This is a genomic window from Blattabacterium cuenoti, from assembly GCF_014251595.1.
GTDB classification, from domain to species: Bacteria; Bacteroidota; Bacteroidia; order Flavobacteriales; family Blattabacteriaceae; genus Blattabacterium; species Blattabacterium cuenoti_Q.
Genome location: NZ_CP059192.1, coordinates 584,694 through 606,096 on the forward strand (window position 1 = coordinate 584,694; position 21,403 = coordinate 606,096).

General features: G+C 25.0%; 17 protein-coding genes and 1 tRNA gene. 11 read left to right on the forward strand and 7 right to left on the reverse strand.

Annotated elements, in window-relative coordinates:
- Window positions 1–5: 5 nt before the first annotated feature.
- Window positions 6–2,624 (reverse strand): ATP-dependent chaperone ClpB, encoded by a 2,619-nt coding sequence (clpB, locus tag H0H66_RS02850; RefSeq protein ID WP_185857919.1) that lies wholly within the window; start codon window positions 2,622–2,624, stop codon window positions 6–8.
- 90 nt (window positions 2,625–2,714) lie between these two features.
- Here clpB and prfB point away from each other — a divergent pair, with 90 nt between their 5' ends.
- The 6 genes from prfB to menD are packed head-to-tail and all read left to right on the forward strand — an operon-like array spanning window position 2,715 to window position 9,250.
- On the forward strand, window positions 2,715–3,821 hold the full coding sequence (gene prfB, locus H0H66_RS02855; RefSeq protein WP_185857920.1) for a peptide chain release factor 2: 1,107 nt from the start codon (window positions 2,715–2,717) through the stop codon (window positions 3,819–3,821).
- Between the two features lie 20 nt (window positions 3,822–3,841).
- On the forward strand, window positions 3,842–5,233 hold the full coding sequence (locus H0H66_RS02860) for a type III PLP-dependent enzyme domain-containing protein (RefSeq protein ID WP_185857921.1): 1,392 nt from the start codon (window positions 3,842–3,844) through the stop codon (window positions 5,231–5,233).
- Window positions 5,230–6,102 (forward strand): agmatinase, encoded by an 873-nt coding sequence (speB, locus tag H0H66_RS02865; protein ID WP_185857922.1) that lies wholly within the window; start codon window positions 5,230–5,232, stop codon window positions 6,100–6,102. The genes H0H66_RS02860 and speB overlap by 4 nt, the downstream gene beginning before the upstream one ends.
- Window positions 6,103–6,107: 5 nt before the next feature.
- Window positions 6,108–6,800, forward strand: coding sequence for a (d)CMP kinase (cmk, locus tag H0H66_RS02870; RefSeq protein ID WP_185857923.1), 693 nt, complete (start codon window positions 6,108–6,110; stop codon window positions 6,798–6,800).
- Window positions 6,801–6,816: 16 nt separating this feature from the next.
- The gene (fabG, locus tag H0H66_RS02875; RefSeq protein ID WP_185857924.1) at window positions 6,817–7,554 is read left to right on the forward strand and encodes a 3-oxoacyl-[acyl-carrier-protein] reductase; all 738 of its coding nucleotides are present in this window, start codon (window positions 6,817–6,819) and stop codon (window positions 7,552–7,554) included.
- A 7-nt stretch (window positions 7,555–7,561) separates the two neighbouring features.
- Window positions 7,562–9,250 carry a 2-succinyl-5-enolpyruvyl-6-hydroxy-3-cyclohexene-1-carboxylic-acid synthase gene (menD, locus tag H0H66_RS02880; protein WP_185857925.1) on the forward strand — a complete coding sequence of 563 codons (1,689 nt, stop codon included), beginning with the start codon at window positions 7,562–7,564 and terminating at the stop codon, window positions 9,248–9,250.
- On the opposite strand, the gene H0H66_RS02885 is transcribed toward menD, so the two are convergent.
- The 3 genes from H0H66_RS02885 to H0H66_RS02895 are packed head-to-tail and all read right to left on the reverse strand — an operon-like array spanning window position 9,238 to window position 13,412.
- Window positions 9,238–9,834, reverse strand: coding sequence for a SanA/YdcF family protein (locus tag H0H66_RS02885; RefSeq protein WP_317167875.1), 597 nt, complete (start codon window positions 9,832–9,834; stop codon window positions 9,238–9,240). The two genes, menD and H0H66_RS02885, sit on opposite strands and share 13 nt — an antisense overlap.
- Before the next feature lie 16 nt (window positions 9,835–9,850).
- The gene (gene secA, locus H0H66_RS02890) at window positions 9,851–13,135 is read right to left on the reverse strand and encodes a preprotein translocase subunit SecA (RefSeq protein ID WP_185858257.1); all 3,285 of its coding nucleotides are present in this window, start codon (window positions 13,133–13,135) and stop codon (window positions 9,851–9,853) included.
- Window positions 13,136–13,178: 43 nt separating this feature from the next.
- The gene (locus H0H66_RS02895) at window positions 13,179–13,412 is read right to left on the reverse strand and encodes a DUF2795 domain-containing protein (RefSeq protein ID WP_012821710.1); all 234 of its coding nucleotides are present in this window, start codon (window positions 13,410–13,412) and stop codon (window positions 13,179–13,181) included.
- A gap of 342 nt (window positions 13,413–13,754) precedes the next feature.
- Here H0H66_RS02895 and H0H66_RS02900 point away from each other — a divergent pair, with 342 nt between their 5' ends.
- Complete coding sequence (locus H0H66_RS02900) at window positions 13,755–14,540, forward strand: methionyl-tRNA formyltransferase (protein ID WP_238785073.1); 786 nt, start codon at window positions 13,755–13,757, stop codon at window positions 14,538–14,540.
- A gap of 104 nt (window positions 14,541–14,644) precedes the next feature.
- Window positions 14,645–14,911: an HU family DNA-binding protein gene (locus H0H66_RS02905; protein ID WP_185857926.1), complete on the forward strand. Its 267-nt coding sequence runs from the start codon at window positions 14,645–14,647 to the stop codon at window positions 14,909–14,911.
- Window positions 14,912–14,977: 66 nt separating this feature from the next.
- Here the strand turns inward: H0H66_RS02905 and pdxH are convergent, their stop codons facing one another.
- A complete protein-coding gene (gene pdxH / locus H0H66_RS02910; RefSeq protein WP_185857927.1) occupies window positions 14,978–15,634 on the reverse strand; it encodes a pyridoxamine 5'-phosphate oxidase in 657 nt (218 codons plus the stop codon).
- Window positions 15,635–15,718: 84 nt separating this feature from the next.
- Between pdxH and H0H66_RS02915 the strand changes: the two genes are divergently transcribed.
- The 3 genes from H0H66_RS02915 to pheT all read left to right on the forward strand — a co-directional run bounded on the left by H0H66_RS02915 (window position 15,719) and on the right by pheT (window position 19,001).
- A tRNA-Met gene (locus H0H66_RS02915) sits at window positions 15,719–15,795 on the forward strand.
- A gap of 15 nt (window positions 15,796–15,810) precedes the next feature.
- Window positions 15,811–16,935 carry a DNA polymerase III subunit beta gene (locus tag H0H66_RS02920; RefSeq protein WP_185857928.1) on the forward strand — a complete coding sequence of 375 codons (1,125 nt, stop codon included), beginning with the start codon at window positions 15,811–15,813 and terminating at the stop codon, window positions 16,933–16,935.
- A gap of 44 nt (window positions 16,936–16,979) precedes the next feature.
- Window positions 16,980–19,001, forward strand: coding sequence for a phenylalanine--tRNA ligase subunit beta (gene pheT / locus H0H66_RS02925; RefSeq protein ID WP_238785055.1), 2,022 nt, complete (start codon window positions 16,980–16,982; stop codon window positions 18,999–19,001).
- Here the strand turns inward: pheT and H0H66_RS02930 are convergent.
- Window positions 18,989–20,425, reverse strand: a complete 1,437-nt coding sequence (locus H0H66_RS02930; protein ID WP_185857930.1) for a glycine--tRNA ligase — start codon at window positions 20,423–20,425, stop codon at window positions 18,989–18,991. The genes pheT and H0H66_RS02930 overlap by 13 nt on opposite strands.
- Window positions 20,418–21,365 carry a thioredoxin-disulfide reductase gene (gene trxB / locus H0H66_RS02935; protein WP_185857931.1) on the reverse strand — a complete coding sequence of 316 codons (948 nt, stop codon included), beginning with the start codon at window positions 21,363–21,365 and terminating at the stop codon, window positions 20,418–20,420. The genes H0H66_RS02930 and trxB overlap by 8 nt, the downstream gene beginning before the upstream one ends.
- Window positions 21,366–21,403 lie beyond the last annotated feature (38 nt).

The following is a 21,403-nucleotide window of genomic DNA, read 5'->3' on the forward strand; positions in this document are numbered from 1 at the left end:
TATATTTAAATATTTTCAATTTTTTCTGATTGTCTGAATACAATTCCTTGTTCTTTGAAATAATCTATTAAAATTCTATGATTTTTTTGTATTTTACCTTTTATAATCTCTTTAGATAGATTGTTTAAAATATCATGTTGAATTACTCTTTTTAAAGGTCTAGCTCCAAAATGAGGATCATACCCTTTTTCTGATAAATATTCTATAGCTTCATTAGTCAATTCTATATAAACATTTTTTTTATGATATAACAATTCTCCAAATTTTTTCATTTGTAATTTAACAATATCTTTTATCTCTTTTCTAGAAAGAGGTTTAAATAAAATGATCTCATCTATACGGTTAATAAATTCAGGTCTTACAATATTTTTTAACAAATCTATTAAAGCTTTTTTTGTTGCCGACATTCTATTATAAGAAATTTCTTGATCTAAATTTTCCTGTATTATATCTGATCCTATATTAGAAGTCATAATAATAATAGTATTTGTAAAATTAACTGTTCTTCCTTTATTATCAGTTAACCTCCCATCATCCAAAATTTGTAAAAGAATATTAAAAACATCTGAATGAGCTTTTTCGATTTCATCCAATAAAATGACACTATAAGGATGTCTACGTATCGCTTCTGTTAATTGACCACTTTCATCATAACCTATATATCCAGGAGGAGCCCCTATAAATCTACTTACAGAATGACGTTCTTGATATTCACTCATATCTATACGAACCATATTATTCTCATCATCGAATAAATATTCTGATAAAGTTTTAGCTAGTTCTGTTTTTCCCACTCCTGTGCTCCCCATAAAAAGAAAAGATCCTATAGGTTTTTTTTCATCTTGTAATCCTGCTCTAGAACGACGTATTGCGTTTGCTATAGATTGAATGGCATCATTTTGTCCAATAACTCTTTTATGTAATTCTTTTTCCAAAAATAATAATTTTTCTCTTTCACTTTTCAACATTTTAGTAACCGGAATTCCAGTCCATTTAGATACTACTTGGGCAATATCTTCTCTATAGACTTCTTCTTGTATCATTTTTTTTCCCTTATCTTCTTGTTTTTTTAATTCATTTTCTAATGCTTTAACTTTATTTTCTTCTTCTTTTATTTTACCATATCTTAATTCTGCTACTTTTCCATAATCCCCTGATCTTTCTGCTTGCTCCGATTCAAATTTATAATTTTCTATTTTATCTTTAGCTTTTTGAATTCTTTCCACTAAATCTTTTTCATTTTGCCACTGGTTTTGCAATTGCATTCTTTCTTCACTTAATTTAGATAATTCTTTTTTTAAAGGAATTAATTGTTTTTCATCATTTTCTCTTTTTAAAGCTTCTATTTGTATTTCCATATGCATAATTTTTCTATGCAAAACATCCAATTCTTCTGGTTTTGAATTTATCTCCATTCTCAACCTAGAAGCAGCTTCATCTACAAGATCAATGGCTTTATCTGGTAAAAAACGTTCATTAATATAACGTTTGGATAATTCTACAGCTGCTATAATGGATTCATCTTTTATTCTGACTTTATGATGACTTTCATATTTTTCTTTAATACCACGTAATATAGATATTGCATCATTGATAGATGGTTCGTCAACGTATACTTTTTGAAATCTTCTTTCTAAAGCTTTATCTATTCTGAAATATTTTTGATATTCATTTAAAGTTGTCGCTCCTATAGCTCTAAGTTCTCCTCTAGCTAATGCTGGTTTTAAAATATTAGCAGCATCCATAGCTCCTTCTCCTCCTCCTACTCCAACTAAAGTATGGATTTCATCAATAAATAAAATGATTTCTCCATTTGAGGAAGTAACTTCTTTGATTACAGCTTTAAGACGTTCTTCAAATTCTCCTTTATATTTAGCTCCTGCAATAATAGAAGCCATATCCAAAGAAAATACTTGTTTATTTTTTAAATTATCTGGAATATCTCCACTAATAATACGATGAGCTAACCCTTCAGCAATAGCGGTTTTACCCACTCCGGCTTCCCCAATCAATATTGGATTATTTTTTGTTCTTCTAGATAATATTTGCAAAACCCTGCGTATTTCTTCATCACGTCCAATAACAGGATCTAATTTTCCTTTATAGGCCCATTCATTTAGGTTTTTTGCATATTTATCTAAAGAATTATAGGAATTTTCTGCTGTAGAAGAAATTACTTTTCCATTTTTTTTTCTTATATTTTCAATAACTTCTTTTATTTTTTTTTCCGTTATTCCTTGGTTTCTTAATAATTGTGAAGTGTGGTCTAAAGTCATAAAAATTCCGTAAAAAATATGCTCGATAGAAATAAATTCATCCTTTAATGTATTTGCATAATTTTCTGCAATATTTAACATTTTTGTCACATATGAACTAAAATATTGAGTCAAAGGTTTACTAAGTATTTTGGGATAAGTAGAAATAATACGATCTAAACCTAGAATTATTGATTGACTATTTACTTTTAACTTTTTTAAAATAAAAGGAATGATATTTTCTTCAATTTTTAATACTGATTTTAAAATATGTGCATTTTCTATGGATTGTTGATTATTATTTAATGCAATATGTTGTGCTTCTTGTATTACTTCCTGTGATTTAATCGTAAACTTATTATAATTCATGTAAAAATGAAATTGTTATTTTCATAATATAAAAAAAATTTTGTGATCATAATAGTTGTAAAAACTAATTATTTCAAATATTTTCGCATTATGATAAAAAAAGAAGAAATACAATCTATTTCAGAAAGAATTCATAAAATTTATGATATTCTAAAAATAGATAAAATGAAAAAACATATAAATCAAGAGCAAGAAAAAATATCAAATCCTAATTTTTGGAAAAATTATAATGAAACATCTAAAAATTTTATCAAATCCATTCATAACATGAAAGAATGTATAAAAGATTTTACGGAATTAAAAAATGCTTTTGAAGAATTAAAAATGATATTTTCTTTCTCCCAAGAAGAAAATATAGAAAAAGAATTTAAAATTCAATTACAAAAAACTAAGAAATTACTTTCAAGTATAGAATTCAAAAATATTCTTTCAGAAAAGGAAGACTCTTTTAATGCTATATTGCAAATTTCTTCTGGAGCTGGAGGAACTGAAAGTTGTGATTGGACTTCTATGTTAATGAGAATGTATTCCATGTGGGCAGAAAAAAAAAATTTTTTTGTTAAAATAATACATCATGTATCTGGAGATATTACTGGAATCAAATCTGTTACTTTAGAAATCAATGGGCTTTATGCTTTTGGATATTTAAAAGGGGAAAATGGAGTACATAGATTAATTCGTATATCTCCGTTTGATAGTAATTCTAAACGTCATACTTCTTTTTCATCTGTATATATTTATCCCATGATTAATGATCATATTAATATAGATATTAAAATATCAGATATACAATGGGAAACCTTTCGTTCTAGTGGAGCAGGAGGACAAAATGTTAATAAAGTAGAAACAGGAGTAAGATTACGTCATTATCCTACAGGAATTATTATAGAAAATACAGAATCTCGTTCTCAAACACAAAATAGACAAAAGGCTTTACAATTATTGAAATCTAGATTATTTGAAATGGAAAGAGTCAAAAGAAATGAAAAAAAAGAAAAAATAGAATCTCAAAAAAAAAAAATAGAATGGGGTTCTCAAATACGAAATTATATTATGCATCCTTATAAATTGGTGAAAGATCTAAGAACCGGTTATGAAACTACAAAAATACAATCTGTCATGGATGGGGAAATAGACCTATTTTTAAAAAAATTTTTAATATATAATTATAATAAAGAAAATAAAAATACAAATTAAATTTTCTTACTTCATATTCAATGAAAATCCGTTATGCTGATCTTATAGATCAAACTTTTGATTTTCCCACTGAGGAATTTTCTATAAAAAATAATTTTTTAGAATTTCATGGAATTCCATTAATAGATCTTATAAAAAGATATGGAACCCCATTAAAATTTACATATTTACCGAAAATATCTAATAATATACAAAAAGCTAAAAAATGGTTTGAAAAAGCTATTCGTTCCAACCAATACAAGAACAAATATACTTATTGTTATTGTACGAAAAGTTCTCATTTTTCTTTTGTATTAGAAGAAGCTTTGAAAAATAATATTAGTATTGAAACTTCATATGCGTATGATATAGAAATTGTAAAAAATCTTTATCAAAAAGGAAAAACCACTAAAAATATTGAAGTTATATGCAATGGATTTAAAACTGAAAACTATATTGAAAATATATCAAAACTTATAAATAACGGATTCTATAATACGATCCCAATATTAGATAATTCAGACGAATTAGAAAAATTAAGTTTAGTTATTAATTATCCTTTCAAATTAGGTATACGTATTGCTTCTGAAGAAGAACCTAAATTTGAATTTTATACTTCTAGATTAGGAATTGGATATAAAGATATTATTGTTTTTTATTTAAACAAAATAAAAAATAACCCTAAAGTCGAATTAAAAATGTTACACTTTTTTATTAATACAGGAATAAAAGATACTGCTTATTATTGGAACGAACTTTTCAAATGTTTACATATTTATGCTCAATTAAAAAAAATAGCCCCAGAATTAGAAATTCTAAATATAGGAGGAGGATTCCCCATTAAAACATCCATGTCTTTTAAATACGATTATGAATATATGATCAATGAAATTGTTTATCAGATCAAACAATTTTGTCAAGAAGAAAATATTTCAGAACCTCATATTTACACAGAATTTGGAGCTTATACAGTAGGAGAAAGTGGAGGTATTTTATATCAAATACTTAATCAAAAACGTCAAAATGATAGGGAAAAATGGAATATGATCGATAGTTCTTTTATGACGACACTTCCTGATACTTGGGCAATAAGCCGTAGATTTATTATGATGGCAATTAATCGTTGGAATGATTGTTATGAAAGAGTTTTTTTAGGAGGATTAACATGTGATAGCGATGATTATTATAATTCAGAACAACATATGAATGCAATATATCTTCCTTGTTTTCAACAAAAAATTCCGCTTTATATTGGATTTTTTAATACTGGAGCTTATCAAGATACAATCAGTGGGTATGGTGGGGTTCATCATTGTTTAATTCCTCAACCTATTCATGTATTGATAGATCATGATGAAAAAAATAATTTTGTATATAAAATATTTCGTCAATCACAAAGTCCGGAAGAAATTCTAAAAATATTAGGTTATTGAAATTTTATCATCAAAAAAAAACTTTTGCAGGAATCCCTGAAAAATATGCAACATTGGATAAATCTAAAATTGTACTTATTCCTGTTCCATATGATTATACTCAAACATGGAAAAAGGGATCTAAAAAAGGGCCTAAAGCTTTTTTATCTGCATCAGAACACATGGAATTATATGATATTGAAACTAATTCAGAAGTATATAGAAAAGGAATTTTTGTTGTTCCCTCTATTATAAATTCTTCAACATCTACAAAAAAAATGATTAAAATAGTATATAATCTTACAAAAAAATATCTTAATCAAGAAAAATTTATAACACTTATAGGAGGGGATCATTCAATATCAATCGGTACTATTAGAGCTATTGGAGAAAAATATACAAATTTAAGTATTCTTCATATGGATGCACATACCGATTTACGTCCTATATATAAAGGAAGCCCTTATAATCATGCTTGTTCTATGTATGAAGCTTCTCAAAAACATTCTTTAATACAAATAGGAATTCGTAGTATGGATATTACAGAAAAAAAATACATTCAAAAAGGAAATATATTTTATATGCATGAAATTCATAAAAATGATTTATGGATGAAAAAAGCTGTTTTTAAATTATCTGATACTGTATTTATCAGTATAGATATAGATGTTTTTGATCCTAGTATAGCGCCTTCGACAGGGACTCCAGAACCAGGAGGATTATATTGGTATACTACACTAAAATTTTTGAAAAAAGTTTTTAAAAATAAAAATGTAATAGGATTTGATATTGTTGAACTTTTACCTAATCAAAAAGAATCTTCGACAGATTTTCTAGCTGTAAAACTTTATTATAAATTACTATCATATAAATATATAAATATGAACTAATTAATATGAATCAAAAAATTATTATAGCTATAGATGGATATTCTTCATCTGGTAAAAGTACTTTAGCAAAAGCCATTTCTAAAAAATTAAAATATAAATATATAGATAGTGGAGCTATCTATAGAAGTATAGCTTTATTTGCAATTCGAAAAAAAATTTTTGATAGTGATTTATGGAATACACAAAATTTTATTTCTCTTTTAAAAGAAATAAATTTAAAATTTAAATGGAACAAAAAATATAATCGAACAGATATTTTTTTAAATGAAGAAAATATTCAATCTAAAATTAGATCAGAAAAAGTAACAACTAAAGTCAGTTTAATAGCTCAACTTCCGGAAGTTCGAGAAAAATTAACTTTTATGCAAAGAAATATTGGAAAAAATAAAGGAATTGTTATAGATGGAAGAGATGTAGGTAATTATGTATTTCCTAAATCAGAGTTAAAAATATTTATGAAAGGATCTATAGAAATTCGTTCTTATAGAAGATATCAAGATCTAAAAAAAAGAGGAGAAGAAGTATCTTATGAAGAAGTCAAAAAAAATCTAATATATAGAGATATAATGGATACTTCACGAAAGATTTCTCCATTAAAAAAGTCTGCAGATTCTATAGAAATAGACAACACATTCATGAGTATGGAAGAACAATTAAATCTTATCTTTCAATTAATTCATAAAAAAAAAAATAAATAACCATATTTATCATTATATGAATAAACTATTAAATGGAAAAATAGCTGTGGTTACAGGAGGTTCAGGAGATATAGGAAAATCTATAGTTAAAACTTTTGTACAACATGGAGCTAATGTTATTTTTACATTCTTTTCCTCAATAAAAGAAGCAAAAAAATTAGAATTTGAATTTAAAAATTTAGTTGAAGCATATAAAATAGATCTATCGGATTTTAATTCATCAAAAAATTTAGTTCAAAAGGTAATAAAAAAATACGGTAGTTTGGATATATTAGTGAATAATGCAGGTATTATAAAAGATAATTTTTTGCTTAAAATTTCTGAAAAGGATTGGGATTTTGTAATTAGAACCAATCTATATTCTATATATAATTTAACCAAACATGCTATTCATCCTATGATGAAACAAAAAAAAGGAAGTATTATTAATATGAGTTCTGTTGTAGGATTAACGGGAAATACTGGACAATCCAATTATTCTGCGTCTAAAGCAGGAATTATCGGATTTACAAAATCAATAGCCAGAGAATTAGGAAAAAAAAATATCCGTTGTAATGCCATAGCTCCTGGATATATTTTAACCAAAATGAATTCTCATTTTAGATCTAAAATTAAAGAAGATTGGATAAAAAACATTCCATTAAAAAGACCAGGAACTCCTCAAGATATTGCTAATTCTACTTTATTTCTTGCTTCAGATTTATCAAATTATATAACCGGTACTGTATTAAATGTCAGTGGAGGGTTAATTTAAATTGTAAATGTATTCAAATAAAAAAATTGTACAAAGCTTAGGTGAGATTTTGAAAGCTAAATCCATATTCAACATAATTATATCTCCAGGATCTAGAAACGCTCCAATCATTATTCATTTTACTCAACATAAAAATTTTAAGACTTACAGTATTGTAGACGAACGATGTGCTGGTTTTTTTGCTTTAGGAATGGCTCAACAAATTAGAAAACCTGTCGTCATTAGTTGTACATCTGGATCTGCTGTTGTTAATTATTATCCTGCAGTTACAGAGGCTTTTTATCAAAACATTCCACTTATTTTAGTGACGGCAGATAGACCAAAAGAGATTATAGATATGTTTGAAGGACAATCTATTCATCAAGAAAATATTTTTCATAAACATGTAGAAACTTCTGTTCAATTAACAGAAGATGAATCAGAATCCGGAATATGGTATAATGATCGATTAATCAATGAATCTATAAACAAGTGTTTATTAAAAAATAAACCTGTACATATTAATATTCCATTTTCAGAACCACTTTATAATACCACAAACCGTTTACAAGTAAAACCTAAAATTATCAAAACTATACCTGTTAAAAATTATGTGGAAATACATAATTACAAAAAAGAAAAATATATATGGAAAAAATATAAAAAAAAAATGATCTTATTAGGATTATATTATCCGGATAAAAATATGGAAAAAATATTAAGAAAATTAAGTTTGGACCCTTCTATTGTTGTTTTTACAGAGACAACATCTCATGTGTATGGAAAATTTTTTTTCTCAAGTATAGATCAACTTATTTTTAAGATGAATCCTAAAAAATGGATAAGGTTTAAACCTCATATTTTATTGACTATTGGAGTAAATATTATATCTAAAAGAATAAAATTTCTTTTAAGAAAATATCCTCCAATATATCATTGGCACATCGGTGAACATTACGAAAATTATCCGGATACCTATCATAAATTAACAACTTATTGGCCTATCAATCCCGAATCATTTTTTAAAATTTTTTATAATTATAATCATATACGGATTTCTACTTCAGATTATAGAAAAAAATGGGAAAAATTGAGAAGAGAAAAAATGAAAAAACATCAATTTTTTTTAAAAAAAGAAAAAAGTTTTTCAGATTTAAAAGTTCTTTTTTTTGTATTCAAATCCATACCCAACAATACTATATTACAGTTAGGAAATAGTATGATTATAAGGTATTATCAACTTTTTAATGAAAAGAAATATTCTATTAAATCTTATTGTAATCGTGGTACTTCAGGAATAGATGGATGTGTTTCAACCGCTGTCGGTTCTGCTGCTATCATAAAAAAAACTGTGACACTAATTGTTGGAGATATCAGTTTTTTTTATGATAGCAATGCTTTGTGGAATAATTATATTCCACAAAGCTTTCGTATTATACTTATTAATAATGGAGGAGGGAGTATTTTTAGATATATTTCAGAAAAAAAACTTTCTAAAGAAATATTCAATTTTTTCGAAACAAAACATATTTTTTCTGCAGAAAAAATATGCGAGATGTATCATTGGAAATATGAAAAAGTATACGATCAGTATGCTTTAAAAAAAAATTTATCATGTTTTTGGAAAACATCAAGTCAACCTTTCTTGTTGGAAATAAATACTCAAAAATCTAATAATGCTACAATTTTAAAAAAATATTTATCTTATATTTCCTGATATTTCCTAATTTTTTTTTTAAAAAATATAATATCCCATAAAGCTTTAATTCTCGCAAAAACTTCTCTGACTTGTATTTTACTATCAAAAGTAAGACTTTTCGCATTAAAACCAATGACATCTAAACCAAAACAATTCGCTATAAAAATAGCTCTTTCATTATGAAATTTTTGAGATATAATCGTAAATTTTTTTTGGTGAAAAATTTTATGAACCCTGACAATAGAATGTAAAGTACTAATTCCATAAAAATCTTCATATATAAAATAAGAAGGAACTCCTTTCTTAATTAATTCTTTTTTCATCATTTTGGGTTCATTATAATTTTTTTCTCTATTATCTCCACTTACAATAATATAACGTATTTTTTTATGATGAAAAAGGAAACAAGCTGCATCTATTCTATATTTAAAATAAGCATTAATTCCTCCTCCATGTAAATATTTAGAAGTACCTAAAACAACACCAAATGTGTTATATGGAATATAATTAATTGAATTATAACTTTTTCTTATTGACCAAAAACTTATTCCAAAATAACAGAATATAATGAATGAAATAAAAAGAAAAAATATACGTTTAATTTCTAATTAACACAATCTAAAAAGAATCATCCTCAATAACCCATTCTCCTTTTTCTAAAAAAAATTCTATCTGTTTAAATTTAATATTTTTTTTTTCTCCTGTAATTAAATGACGAATATTAATTCTGTTATTTCTGCCTAATTTTTTTCTATCTTTCATCAAAAGATTTGTTTTAAAATTATTTTTCTTTTTTGGAAAAAACAAAATATCTCCTCTCATAATAATGGATTTAAGTAAAAAAGAAATAATCCTTTTATTGATATCATAAATTCTTTCTTGAAACAAATTGAAAGCATTTTGTTTATAAACAATCAGAGGATCTTTTTGTTCAAAAACAGCATTTTGTACAGAATACCGCAAACTATCCATTTCACGTAAATGTTCTTTCCATTTTTCATCCATAAAACATAATATAGTCTTTTTTTCAAACATTGATAATAAAGATTTTCCTTTTGTATGAAAGAATTCTTTCAAATCTGATACAATAACTATGTTTTGATATCCATCTGTGAAAATGACCCGTATTTGATAAAATTCAAAATTTTTATCTACAATATTTGATAAAATAGGTTGGATATTATGATCAATTATTTTTCCCTTCTTTTTTTCATAAAAATTAATAATTATATCATGAAGTTTATTGATACAATCATGTTCTTTGTAAGATAGATATTGATCTTCTTGTATAGGAAATTCGATTCCAAAAATTTGAACAAATTCATATTCCAAATTTTTAAAATCATTGATAGATTTATTGACAGTAATCATAACATCTAATAAAATATAAACCATATTAGAAATATCTAAACTTAATTCACTTCCACATAATGCATTTTTTCGTTTTTTATAAATAAACTCTCTTTGTTTATTGATAACATCATCATAATCTAATAAACGTTTTCGTATACTGAAATTATTATCTTCTATTTTTTTTTGTGCTTTTTCAATAGATTTTGTTAACAAAGGATGTTGTATTATGTCCCCTTCTTGATGTCCAAATCTATCCATTAATTTAGAAAGTCTTTCTGAATCTATAAATAAACGAATTAAATTATCCTCTAAAGACACATAAAATTGAGAACTACCTGGATCTCCTTGACGTCCTGATCTTCCTCTTAATTGATTATCGATTCTCCTAGAATCATGTCTTTCCGTTCCTAAAACAGCTAGTCCTCCATTTTTAATAACTTCTTTTGATAGTTTAATATCTGTTCCACGTCCCGCCATATTAGTGGCTATAGTAACAGATCCAGATAACCCTGCTTTTGCTATGATTTCTGCTTCTTTTTCATGTAATTTTGCATTTAAAACATTATGTGGTATTTTCATAAATTTTAAAGCTCTACTTAAAAATTCCGAAACTTCAACAGAAGTCGTTCCAACAAGAACTGGTCGTTTTTCATTTTTGGATAAAAAAATAATTTTTTCTATAACTGCATTATATTTTTCTCGTTTTGTTTTAAAAACGAGATCTTGTAAATCTTTTCTTTGTATTTTTTTATGAGTAGGAATTACTACGACATCTAATTTATAAATATGCCAAAATTCTCCGGATTCTGTTTCTGCTGTTCCTGTCATTCCAGATATTTTCCTATACATTCTAAAGTAATTTTGTAAAGTTATGGTTGCAAAAGTCTGACTAGAAGATTCAATTTGAACATTCTCTTTCGCTTCTATAGCTTGATGTAATCCATCAGAATAACGCCTTCCTTCCATAATACGACCCGTTTGTTCATCTACTATTTTTACTTTTCCATCCAAAAGAACATAATCAACATCCCTTTCAAATAAAGTAAAAGCTTTAAGTAATTGATTTATAGTATGAATTCTTTGCGATTTGATATAAAAATTTTTCAAAAGATTTTCCTTTTCCTTCGTTTCTTTTTCTTTTGAAAAATTTTTTTTTTCTAATTCCGTTAATTCGACATTAACGTCTGGTAAAACAAAAAAACTTACATCCTCCACATTTTTTGATAAAAATTCAATTCCTTTATCTGTTAATTCTACAGTATTATTTTTCTCATCAATCACAAAATAAAGATCTTGATCCACTTTATACATCTCTCTTCCATATTCTTGATAATACTGACTTTCAGTTTTTTGTAAAATTAAACGAGTATTATTTTCACTCAAAAATTTTATTAAAGATTTTTTCTTAGGTAACCCACGATGTGCTTGAAATAATTTAAATCCACCTAATTTTTTATCTCCATTCTTGATTAAATTTTTTGCTTCATTCAAAAAACTATTAACTATCAGATTCTGTTTTTTCACTAAAATTTTGACTTTTTCTTTGAATAATTCAAATTCTTCTTTATTATCTTTTTTAGGATCAACAGGTCCTGATATAATTAAAGGAGTACGTGCTTCATCTATTAATACAGAATCTATTTCATCTATGATGGCATAATTTAATTCTCTTTGAACCAATTCATCTTTAGAACAAGCCATATTATCACGTAAATAATCAAAACCAAATTCATTATTGGTTCCATAAGTAATATCTGCTTGATAAGCTTTTTTACGCATTATGACATCAGAAGATGAATAATTATCAATACAATCAACTTTTAAACCATGAAATTCCATTAAGGGAGCCATCCAACTTGTATCTCTTTTAGATAAATAATTATTAACTGTAACAATATGTACACCTCTTCCAGATAAAGCATTTAAATAAGCCGATAAAGTCGCAACAAAAGTTTTACCTTCTCCTGTTGCCATTTCAGCTATTTTTCCTTGATGTAAAACCACACCTCCCATAAGCTGAACATCATAATGAACCATATCCCAAATTATGCTTTTTCCATACGCATCCCAGTTATTTTTCCAAACTGCTTGATTTCCGTCTAAATGAACATAAGATTTTATTTTTGATAACTCTTCATCAAAAGAAGTAGATTGAACTATAAGTCGTTTTTTTTCTTTTAAACGTCTTGCTGTTTCTTTAATGATTGCAAAAGCTTGAGGTAAAATATCTATCAATACTTTTTGTTCTATTTTGTAACATTCTTCTCTAATATTTTCTATATCTAAGTATATTTTTTCTAAAATACTAATAGGATAAAATTTTTCTTGTATTTTTTTCAAAAATTTTTTTTCCTGTTCATGTAACTTTTTTGTAGAATTTTGTATAATTTTTTTTAAATCTTGAGTTTGATTTCTCAATTCATCGTCAGATAATAAGAATATCTTATTCTCTTCTTTTCTGATTTGAACCAAAAATTTTATAACCTCTTTAAGGTCTCTATCATTTTTATTTACTAATAACTTATTTAAAATTTTTCTAATAAAACTCATTAAATTCAAAAATATATCAATCTACCATAGAAAAAAAAAAAATTTAAAGTTCATATTCATCTCTATTCCAATAAAAATCTTCATCATCACGTGGGTAATCTGCCCATATATCTTCTATCGATTCAAAAACTTCTCCTTCTCCATTTTCTAATTGTTGTAAATTTTCAACTACTTCTAAAGGAGCTCCAGTACGAATAGCAAAATCAATCAATTCTTCCTTTGTAGCAGGCCAAGGTGCATCTTCTAAATGAGAAGCTAATTCTAAAGTCCAATACATATATTGATATTTTAATTATTAAAAAAATAAAAATATTTTAATTATTAAAAAATAAAAAAATGATATTTATTTTTATATATTTGATTCTCAAAAATCAATGAACTTTTTTACAAAATTACAAGATAAAATTAGTGAATTTAAATTACAAATAAATTACATGAAAAAGTTTCCCAGAATTGTATTCATAGGTTCAACTCATTTTTCTCTTTATACCTTAAAAGAATTATATATAAAACAATACAACATTGTAGGGATTATTACAAGTCCTGATAATTTTTTTTTTTTAGAAAAAAAGGTAAAAAAGCATTTACCCCTGTAAAAATATATGCATTAGAAAATAATATTCCTTTTTTACAACCTAAAGATCTTAAAAATCATTCTTTTTTAGAGATTCTAAAAATTTGGAATCCCGATATACAAATTGTTGTTTCTTTTCGAATTTTACCTAAAGAAGTATGGAATTTACCCAAAATGGGGTCTTTTAATTTACATGCATCACTTCTTCCACAATATAGAGGAGCTGCTCCTATTAATTGGGCAATTATGAACGGAGAAAATAAAACGGGGTTAACTACTTTTTTTATAGAAGAAAAAATAGACTTTGGAAAAATTCTTTTGCAAAAAGAAATTCAAATAGGAAAAGAAGAAACTGCAGGAGAATTGGAAAATAAATTAAAAAAGATTAGCGGTTCTATAGTCGTTCAAACTTTAGAATACATTATAAAAAATAAAATTAAACCTATTTCTCAAAATAAACTTAATTTTTATTTATTAAAATATGCTCCTAAAATATCTACTAAAGATTGCAGAATACAATGGGAAAATCCTTCTATAGAATCTATATATAATAAAATTAGAGGATTAAGTCCTTATCCTACAGCATGGACTTTTTTATTTTTTAATAAAAAAAAATTCGTGAGATTTAAAATATTTTTTGTTAAAAAAAAACGAGAAAAACATACTTTTCCAATTGGTTTAATATTTATCATTTCGTCACATGAAATGAAAATTTCCGTAAAAGAAGGTTTTATATTTATTATTGAAGGACAAATAGAAGGAAAAAAAAGAATGCATATTAAAAATTTAATTCATGGATTGAAAGTAAGAGAAAATCTTTTTGTTCGATAAACTAATTTTCATTATATATCCTATCCTTTATATATATATATTTGCTATTTTTATTGTCAATTATAAAATAATTTTATAATTAACTAAAATTAAATTAATTATTCATGAACAAAACGGAATTGGTTAATTCAATAGCTGAAAAGACTGGAATAACAAAAATAAAAGCTAAAAATGTTACAGATGCATTTATTGAAACAGTAATTGAATCTCTAAAAAGAGGGGATAAAGTTACTCTCGTTGGATTCGGTACCTTTTCTGTAGTAGAAAGACATCCAAGAAACGGAGTCAACCCTAGAACAGGAAAAAAAATACATATTCCAGGGAAAAAAGTAGCTAAATTTAAAATAGGGGCAGAATTAACAAAATTGTGATTTTAAACAAGAGAGATAAAGCTTTTATTGACATACTTTATCTCTCTTTTTCATGTTTTATGGGTTTCATGGAGATAATCGATATAAAATCCATTTTGTTTCTTTTTCTAAAATATAAACAAGTCTATCATGAAGTCTGTTAGGTTGTCCTTGCCAAAATTCCATTTTGTATGGTTTCACAATATATCCTCCCCAATAAAAAGGACGTTTAATTGTTTTTTGATGAAAAAAATTATTCCATTTTTTATATTGTTTCAATAAATATTCTTTCGATGAAATAATCATACTTTGTCGAGAAACCCAACTTCCAATTTGATTTTCTCTAGGTCTATTACGAAAATATTCATCTGACTTTTTTCTTTGTATTTTGGATGTTATTCCTTTGATAATAATTTGTCTTTCCATATTTTTCCAATAAAAAGAAATACATACTTTTGGTGTATTTTGAATAGCTATTCCTTTTAAACTATAATAGTTTGTATAAAAAATAAATCCATTTTCTGAATATTCTTTTAATAAAACAACTCTAGTTTCTGGACCTCCATCTTCTCCTATAGTAGAAATAGACATAGCATTAATCTCTTCGTTATCTTTTTTTTGATGAAATGATTTTTCCTGTTGAAACCAGTCATCAAATAACTGAAAAGGTTTTTTTGGAGCTTTAGATTCTAATAAAGGACTTCTTGTATAATTTTTTCTAAAATTACTCAAATTAACAGTCATAATATTAAATGTTAATATAAAGCAAAAATATACTAACTTTATTAATGATGATTTTATGTTTTACCTAACCTAGGTAAAGTCATAGGCGTGATAGCTCAGTTGGTTAGAGCGTTGGATTCATAACCCAGAGGTCGGGGGTTCAAATCCCCCTCACGCTACCAATAGTATCTATCGATATGTATTTTTCTGTTTCTAATTACTCTTTTTTAAGGAAACTACATACTTTATATAAAGTTATAAGTATTAATAATTTATCAAATTTAATTACTTTTATAATTTCGAAAAAAAATAAATTAAAAATTATATGGGGATTAGATTCAAAAAATATAATTTATACATCTGTTAATATAAATGTTAAAAGATCTTCCAAAGAACATGTTACTGTATCTATACAATTTCTAATAGATCTTTTAACCACATTTTCAAATGAAAAACTTTTTATCAAGAATCAAAAGAATACACTTAATATTTATTCTAAACAGGGAGTTTATGAAATCCCTACTTATTTTGATTCAAATCAAAATATTTTTGTAATATGTAATCAACCTTTTTTTACAAAAATTCATTTATATTCCAATATATTTTTAAAAATATTAGATAAAACTTTATTTTATACGGAAAATGAAGAACAAAAACCTATAAATGGCGTATTTTTTCAATTTTTTACTCATGAAGCAAATTTCATATCAACAGATACTTATAGATTTGTCAAATATACTATAAAGAATTTTAAAACAGATAAAAATGTACAATTTACTATATCCCGAAAATATCTTAATATAATTAAGGATATCATAAAATATGAAAAAAAAAATAATATTATTATTGAATTTTGTAATAAAAAAAATATTATTTTTTATTTTCAAGATCATATTTTTTCATGTCCGATAATGAATGAAAAATATCCGGATTATCATTCCGTTATCCCTAACAAGAAATGTCATATTTCTATCATTATTAATAAATTGTTATTACTCAATTCTATTAAAAGAGTTTCCATTTTTGAAAAAAATAGAAAAAATTTTATTGATTTTCATTTTAATCATAAAAAATTAAAAATTTGTAATCAAAATACGATTAATAATTATACTTCAAAAATAAAATGTCAAGTTGTTTACAACGACTTGAAAAAGTTTCAAATAGGTTTTAATTCTAAATTATTAATTGAAATTTTATCTTCTTTAGGTGAAGATTTTGTTTATTTTGAATTATATCATAAAATGGGAATTATCAAACCTTTATATCATAAAAAAAAAGAAGAATCAATTTTTGTATTGATCATGTCTACAATAAAAATATGAAAATATCATTGAATTGGCTGAAAAAATACATATATCCTCTTAACATGAATGAAAATGAAATATCCAATATATTAACAGATATTGGATTAACAGTAAATGGAATTAATAACATAAACAAGGATTTTGTTCTAGATATAGAAATTACACCTAATCGAACGGATGCTATGAGTCATTATGGAGTTGCACGTGATTTATATACTGTTTTAAAATTTAGAGGATATAAACTTGATTTGATAAAGCCAACAGTAGTAAATATAGAAGATAGTTTTCATCAAAAATCTTATATTCAGGTTTTTGTGGAAAAACATGAAAAATGTATCAGGTATTCTGGAATGTTTATTTCTAAAATAAAAATAGAACCATCTCCATATTGGTTAACTTATATATTAAAATCTATAGGCATAAAATCTATAAATAATATTATAGACATAATGCATTTTGTTATGTATGAACTAGGTCAACCTATCCATATTTTTGATATGGACAAAATAGAGGATAGAAAAATTGTAATCAAAAATGCGGAAAAAAATACACATTTTAAATTTCCAGATAAAAAAATAAGAGAACTTGATGAAGAAGACATCGTTATTTATGATGCTGTTAAACCATTATCTATAGCTGGAATCATCAATGATATCAAATCCAACATAAATATTAAAACTGAAAATATATTTATTGGAAGTGCTTGTTTTAATCCTACTATTATACGAAATATTAGAAAAAAATATTCTATAGAAACACAACATCTTTTTGAAAAAGATACAGATCCTAATCAAACCATATTTGCTTTAAAAAGGACCGCTTTTCTTATAAAAGAGATAACAAAAAATAAAATATTATGTTATGATATCATTGATTTTTATCCTAATCCTATATCTGTTTCAAAAATAAAACTTCGTTATAGTAAAATCCTAAATGTTATAGGAAAAAAGATATCGAAAAAAACAATAAAAAAAATTTTATCATTATTAGAAATAATAATTTATTCTGAAAATGATAAATATTTATTAATTAGTGTTCCTTCCTACAGAACAGATGTTAAAAGAGAAATAGATGTCATTGAGGAAATATTACGTATTTATGGAATTCAAAAAATTTCAATGTCCAATAAAAAAATTAAAATTTCAACTTTTCCGAAAGTTTTTTACAAAACAGAATATGAAATAGAAAAAGTTCTTTTTGAACAACTAGCTTGTTATGGATTTCAAGAAATTATATCTTCGACTATGATAAATAAAACGAAATATTCTTCTTTATTAAATTATTTTTTTAATAGAGAAGAAATTAAGATTATGAATCCAGTCAGTCAAAATTATCAATTTATGCGTTCTAGCTTATTATTCAGTATGATAGATAGTATAGAATATAATTATAATAATAACAGAATTGAATCTAGTATAAAATTTTTTGAATTAGGAAAAATATATTATAAAAAAAATAATTTTTTTTTAGAAAAAACCTATCTTGGAATAACAATTTCGCAAAAAAAAAAAACAGAATATAAAAATTCTACTTTTTTTTCTTTAAAAGGAATTATTGAACAAATTTTTCAAAAAAGTGGAATATATAATTACACTCAAGAACTTTCTAAACATCCATTATTGGAAAATGGGATTTCTATATTATATAATCATAAAAATTTAGTCGAAATAGGAAAATTAAAAAAAAATATTTTAAAAAAAAATGAAATATTTTATGCAGAAATTGATTGGAAATATTTAGTGTCTATTATTCAAGAAACAAAAATAATTTATATTCCGTTTTCGAAATATCCTTCTTCAAGAAGGGATTTATCTATTTTGGTAGATAAAACTATTTCATTTGAAAAAATAAATCAATTAATCAAAAAAAAAGAAAATCATATAATTAAAAAAATTAAAATATATGATTTATATGAAGGAATCAACTTACCTAGTTCAAAAAAATCTTATACTGTAAGTTTCTTTTTTGAAAGTCAAAAAGGAACATTAACTGATAGAATTATTAATAATTCAATGAAAGAAATTGAATTATTTTTGAATAAAGAATTAAAAGCTCAGGTAAGAAAAAAAAATTATATGAAATAAGACAATTTTTTTAAAACTTTTTTTAATCCAGTTTCTTTTTCTATAATTTTTGATATTTCTTTTATATGAATTCTTTTTTGATCCAAACTGTCTCTATTTCTCATAGTTACTGTATCTGTTTTGATGGTATCATAATCTACTGTAAAACAAAATGGAGTACCTATAGCATCTTGTCTTCTATATAATTTTCCAATAGATTCTTTTTCATCATAAACTAGTTTATGATGAATTTTTACATCATTAAATATTTTTTTTGCGATTTCTGGTAATCCATCTTTTTTAACTAATGGAAATATAGCAGCTTTAATTGGAGATAAATAATAAGGGAGTTTTAATACTATACGTATAGTTCCATTTTTTAATTTTTCCTTTTTTAAGGAAGAATAAAATAGAACTAAAAAAAGACGATCTAATCCTAAAGATGTTTCTATTACATAAGGAATATAATTTTTTTTTAATTCAAAAACTCTTAATTTTTTTTTAGAAAAAAATTCATGATTTTTTAAATCAAAATCTCTTCGAGAATGAATTCCTTCGATTTCTTGAAATCCAAAAGGAAAATTAAATTTTATATCCGATCCTGCATTGGCATAGTGCGCTAAATGATCATGTTTACATAATTTGTAATATTTTTTATATTCGATGTTTAATTCCAAATGCCATTTTAATCTATTTTTTTTCCAGTACTCATACCATTTTATTTCTTCTTCGGGAAGAATAAAAAATTGCATTTCCATTTGTTCAAATTCCCGCATTCTAAATAAAAATCTTCTTGCAATAATTTCGTTTCTAAATGATTTTCCTATTTGTGCGATTCCAAATGGAATTTTCATTCTATTAGATTTTATGATATTATGAAAATTGGTAAATATACCTTGAGCTGTTTCAGGTCGTAGATATAAATTTTTTTCATTTTCAATTTTGAACATCATATTAAAATGACGAATTTTTGTCCAATTTTTCGTTTTAAAAACAGGATCCGAAATACACAATTCATCAATTAAAATTTTTATATCTGTCAAATCCTTTTTTTCCAAAGACCTATATAAACGAGATAATGTTTTTTCTTTTTTTTTAGGATCATTGAAATAATTTTTTTCTACATATTCTTGAATTAAAATTTCAGGACGATATCTTTTTTTAGAATCTTTATGATCAATTAAAAATTCGTTAAATTTATCAACATGACCAGATGCATGCCAAACATCAGAATGCATAAGTATAGAAGAATCTACTCCTACTATATTCTCATAAAGTTGAGTCATTGACTTCCACCAAAAATCTTTTATATTATTTTTTAACTCCACTCCATGTGGTCCATAATCATAAATCGCATTTAATCCTCCATAAATTTCACTGGAAGGAAAAATGAAACCATAAATCTTTGCATGAGAGATTAAAAAATCAAAAAAACATTTATTCATATAAAGATAAATATTTTTCCAAATCTAATGCCGCCATACATCCAGTCCCAGCAGAAGTAATCGCCTGACGATAATCAGGATCTTGTACATCTCCTGCTGCAAAAACACCAGGCTTACTGGTCATGGTTTTTCCTTTTTTTACAATAATATATCCTCTTTTATCCAACTCCAACTCATTTTGAAAAATTTCTGTATTAGGAATGTGACCAACGGCAATAAATAAACCACTAATAAAAACGGTTTGAGTTGTTCCTTTTTTTTTGTTAAAAATTTTAATTCCTTCTAAAAAACTATCTCCAATAATTTCTGTTACATTAGAACAAAATAATATATTGATATTATTTTTTTTATAAATATGATATTGCAAAATTTTAGATGCTTTAAAATAATTTTTTCTAACTATTAAATATACTTTTTGACAAATTTTGGCTAAATAATTTGCTTCTTCTAAAGCCGTATCTCCGCCTCCTATTATAGCAACATCTTTATCTTTATGAAAAAAACCATCGCAAGTAGCACAACAAGAAACCCCTAATCCCATAAATTTTTTTTCTTTATTAATTCCTATCAATTTGGGACGAGAACCTGTAGCTACAATAATTCCTCTACTTTCTATACATTTTTTTTTATCCAAAAAAATACGATGTGTTCCTCCCTTTTTATTCGATAAAATAACATGATTGACTGATTGATTAATTATTTTAGTATTAAACCGTTCTGCTTGCTTTTTACAATTTTTCATAAAATCATTTCCATTTATTCCTTCTGGAAATCCTAGATAATTATCAACATCAGTTGTAGTTGTCAACTGTCCTCCTGGTTGAAATCCGGTAATCAAAATAGGATTCATATCAGCTCTCGCCGCATATATAGCGGAAGAATAACCAGCTGGTCCAGATCCAATGATGACACAATCTTGTATTTTTTTTTTGAATAACATAAGAATATTTATTATTTTTCTTTTATTCTCATATTTTT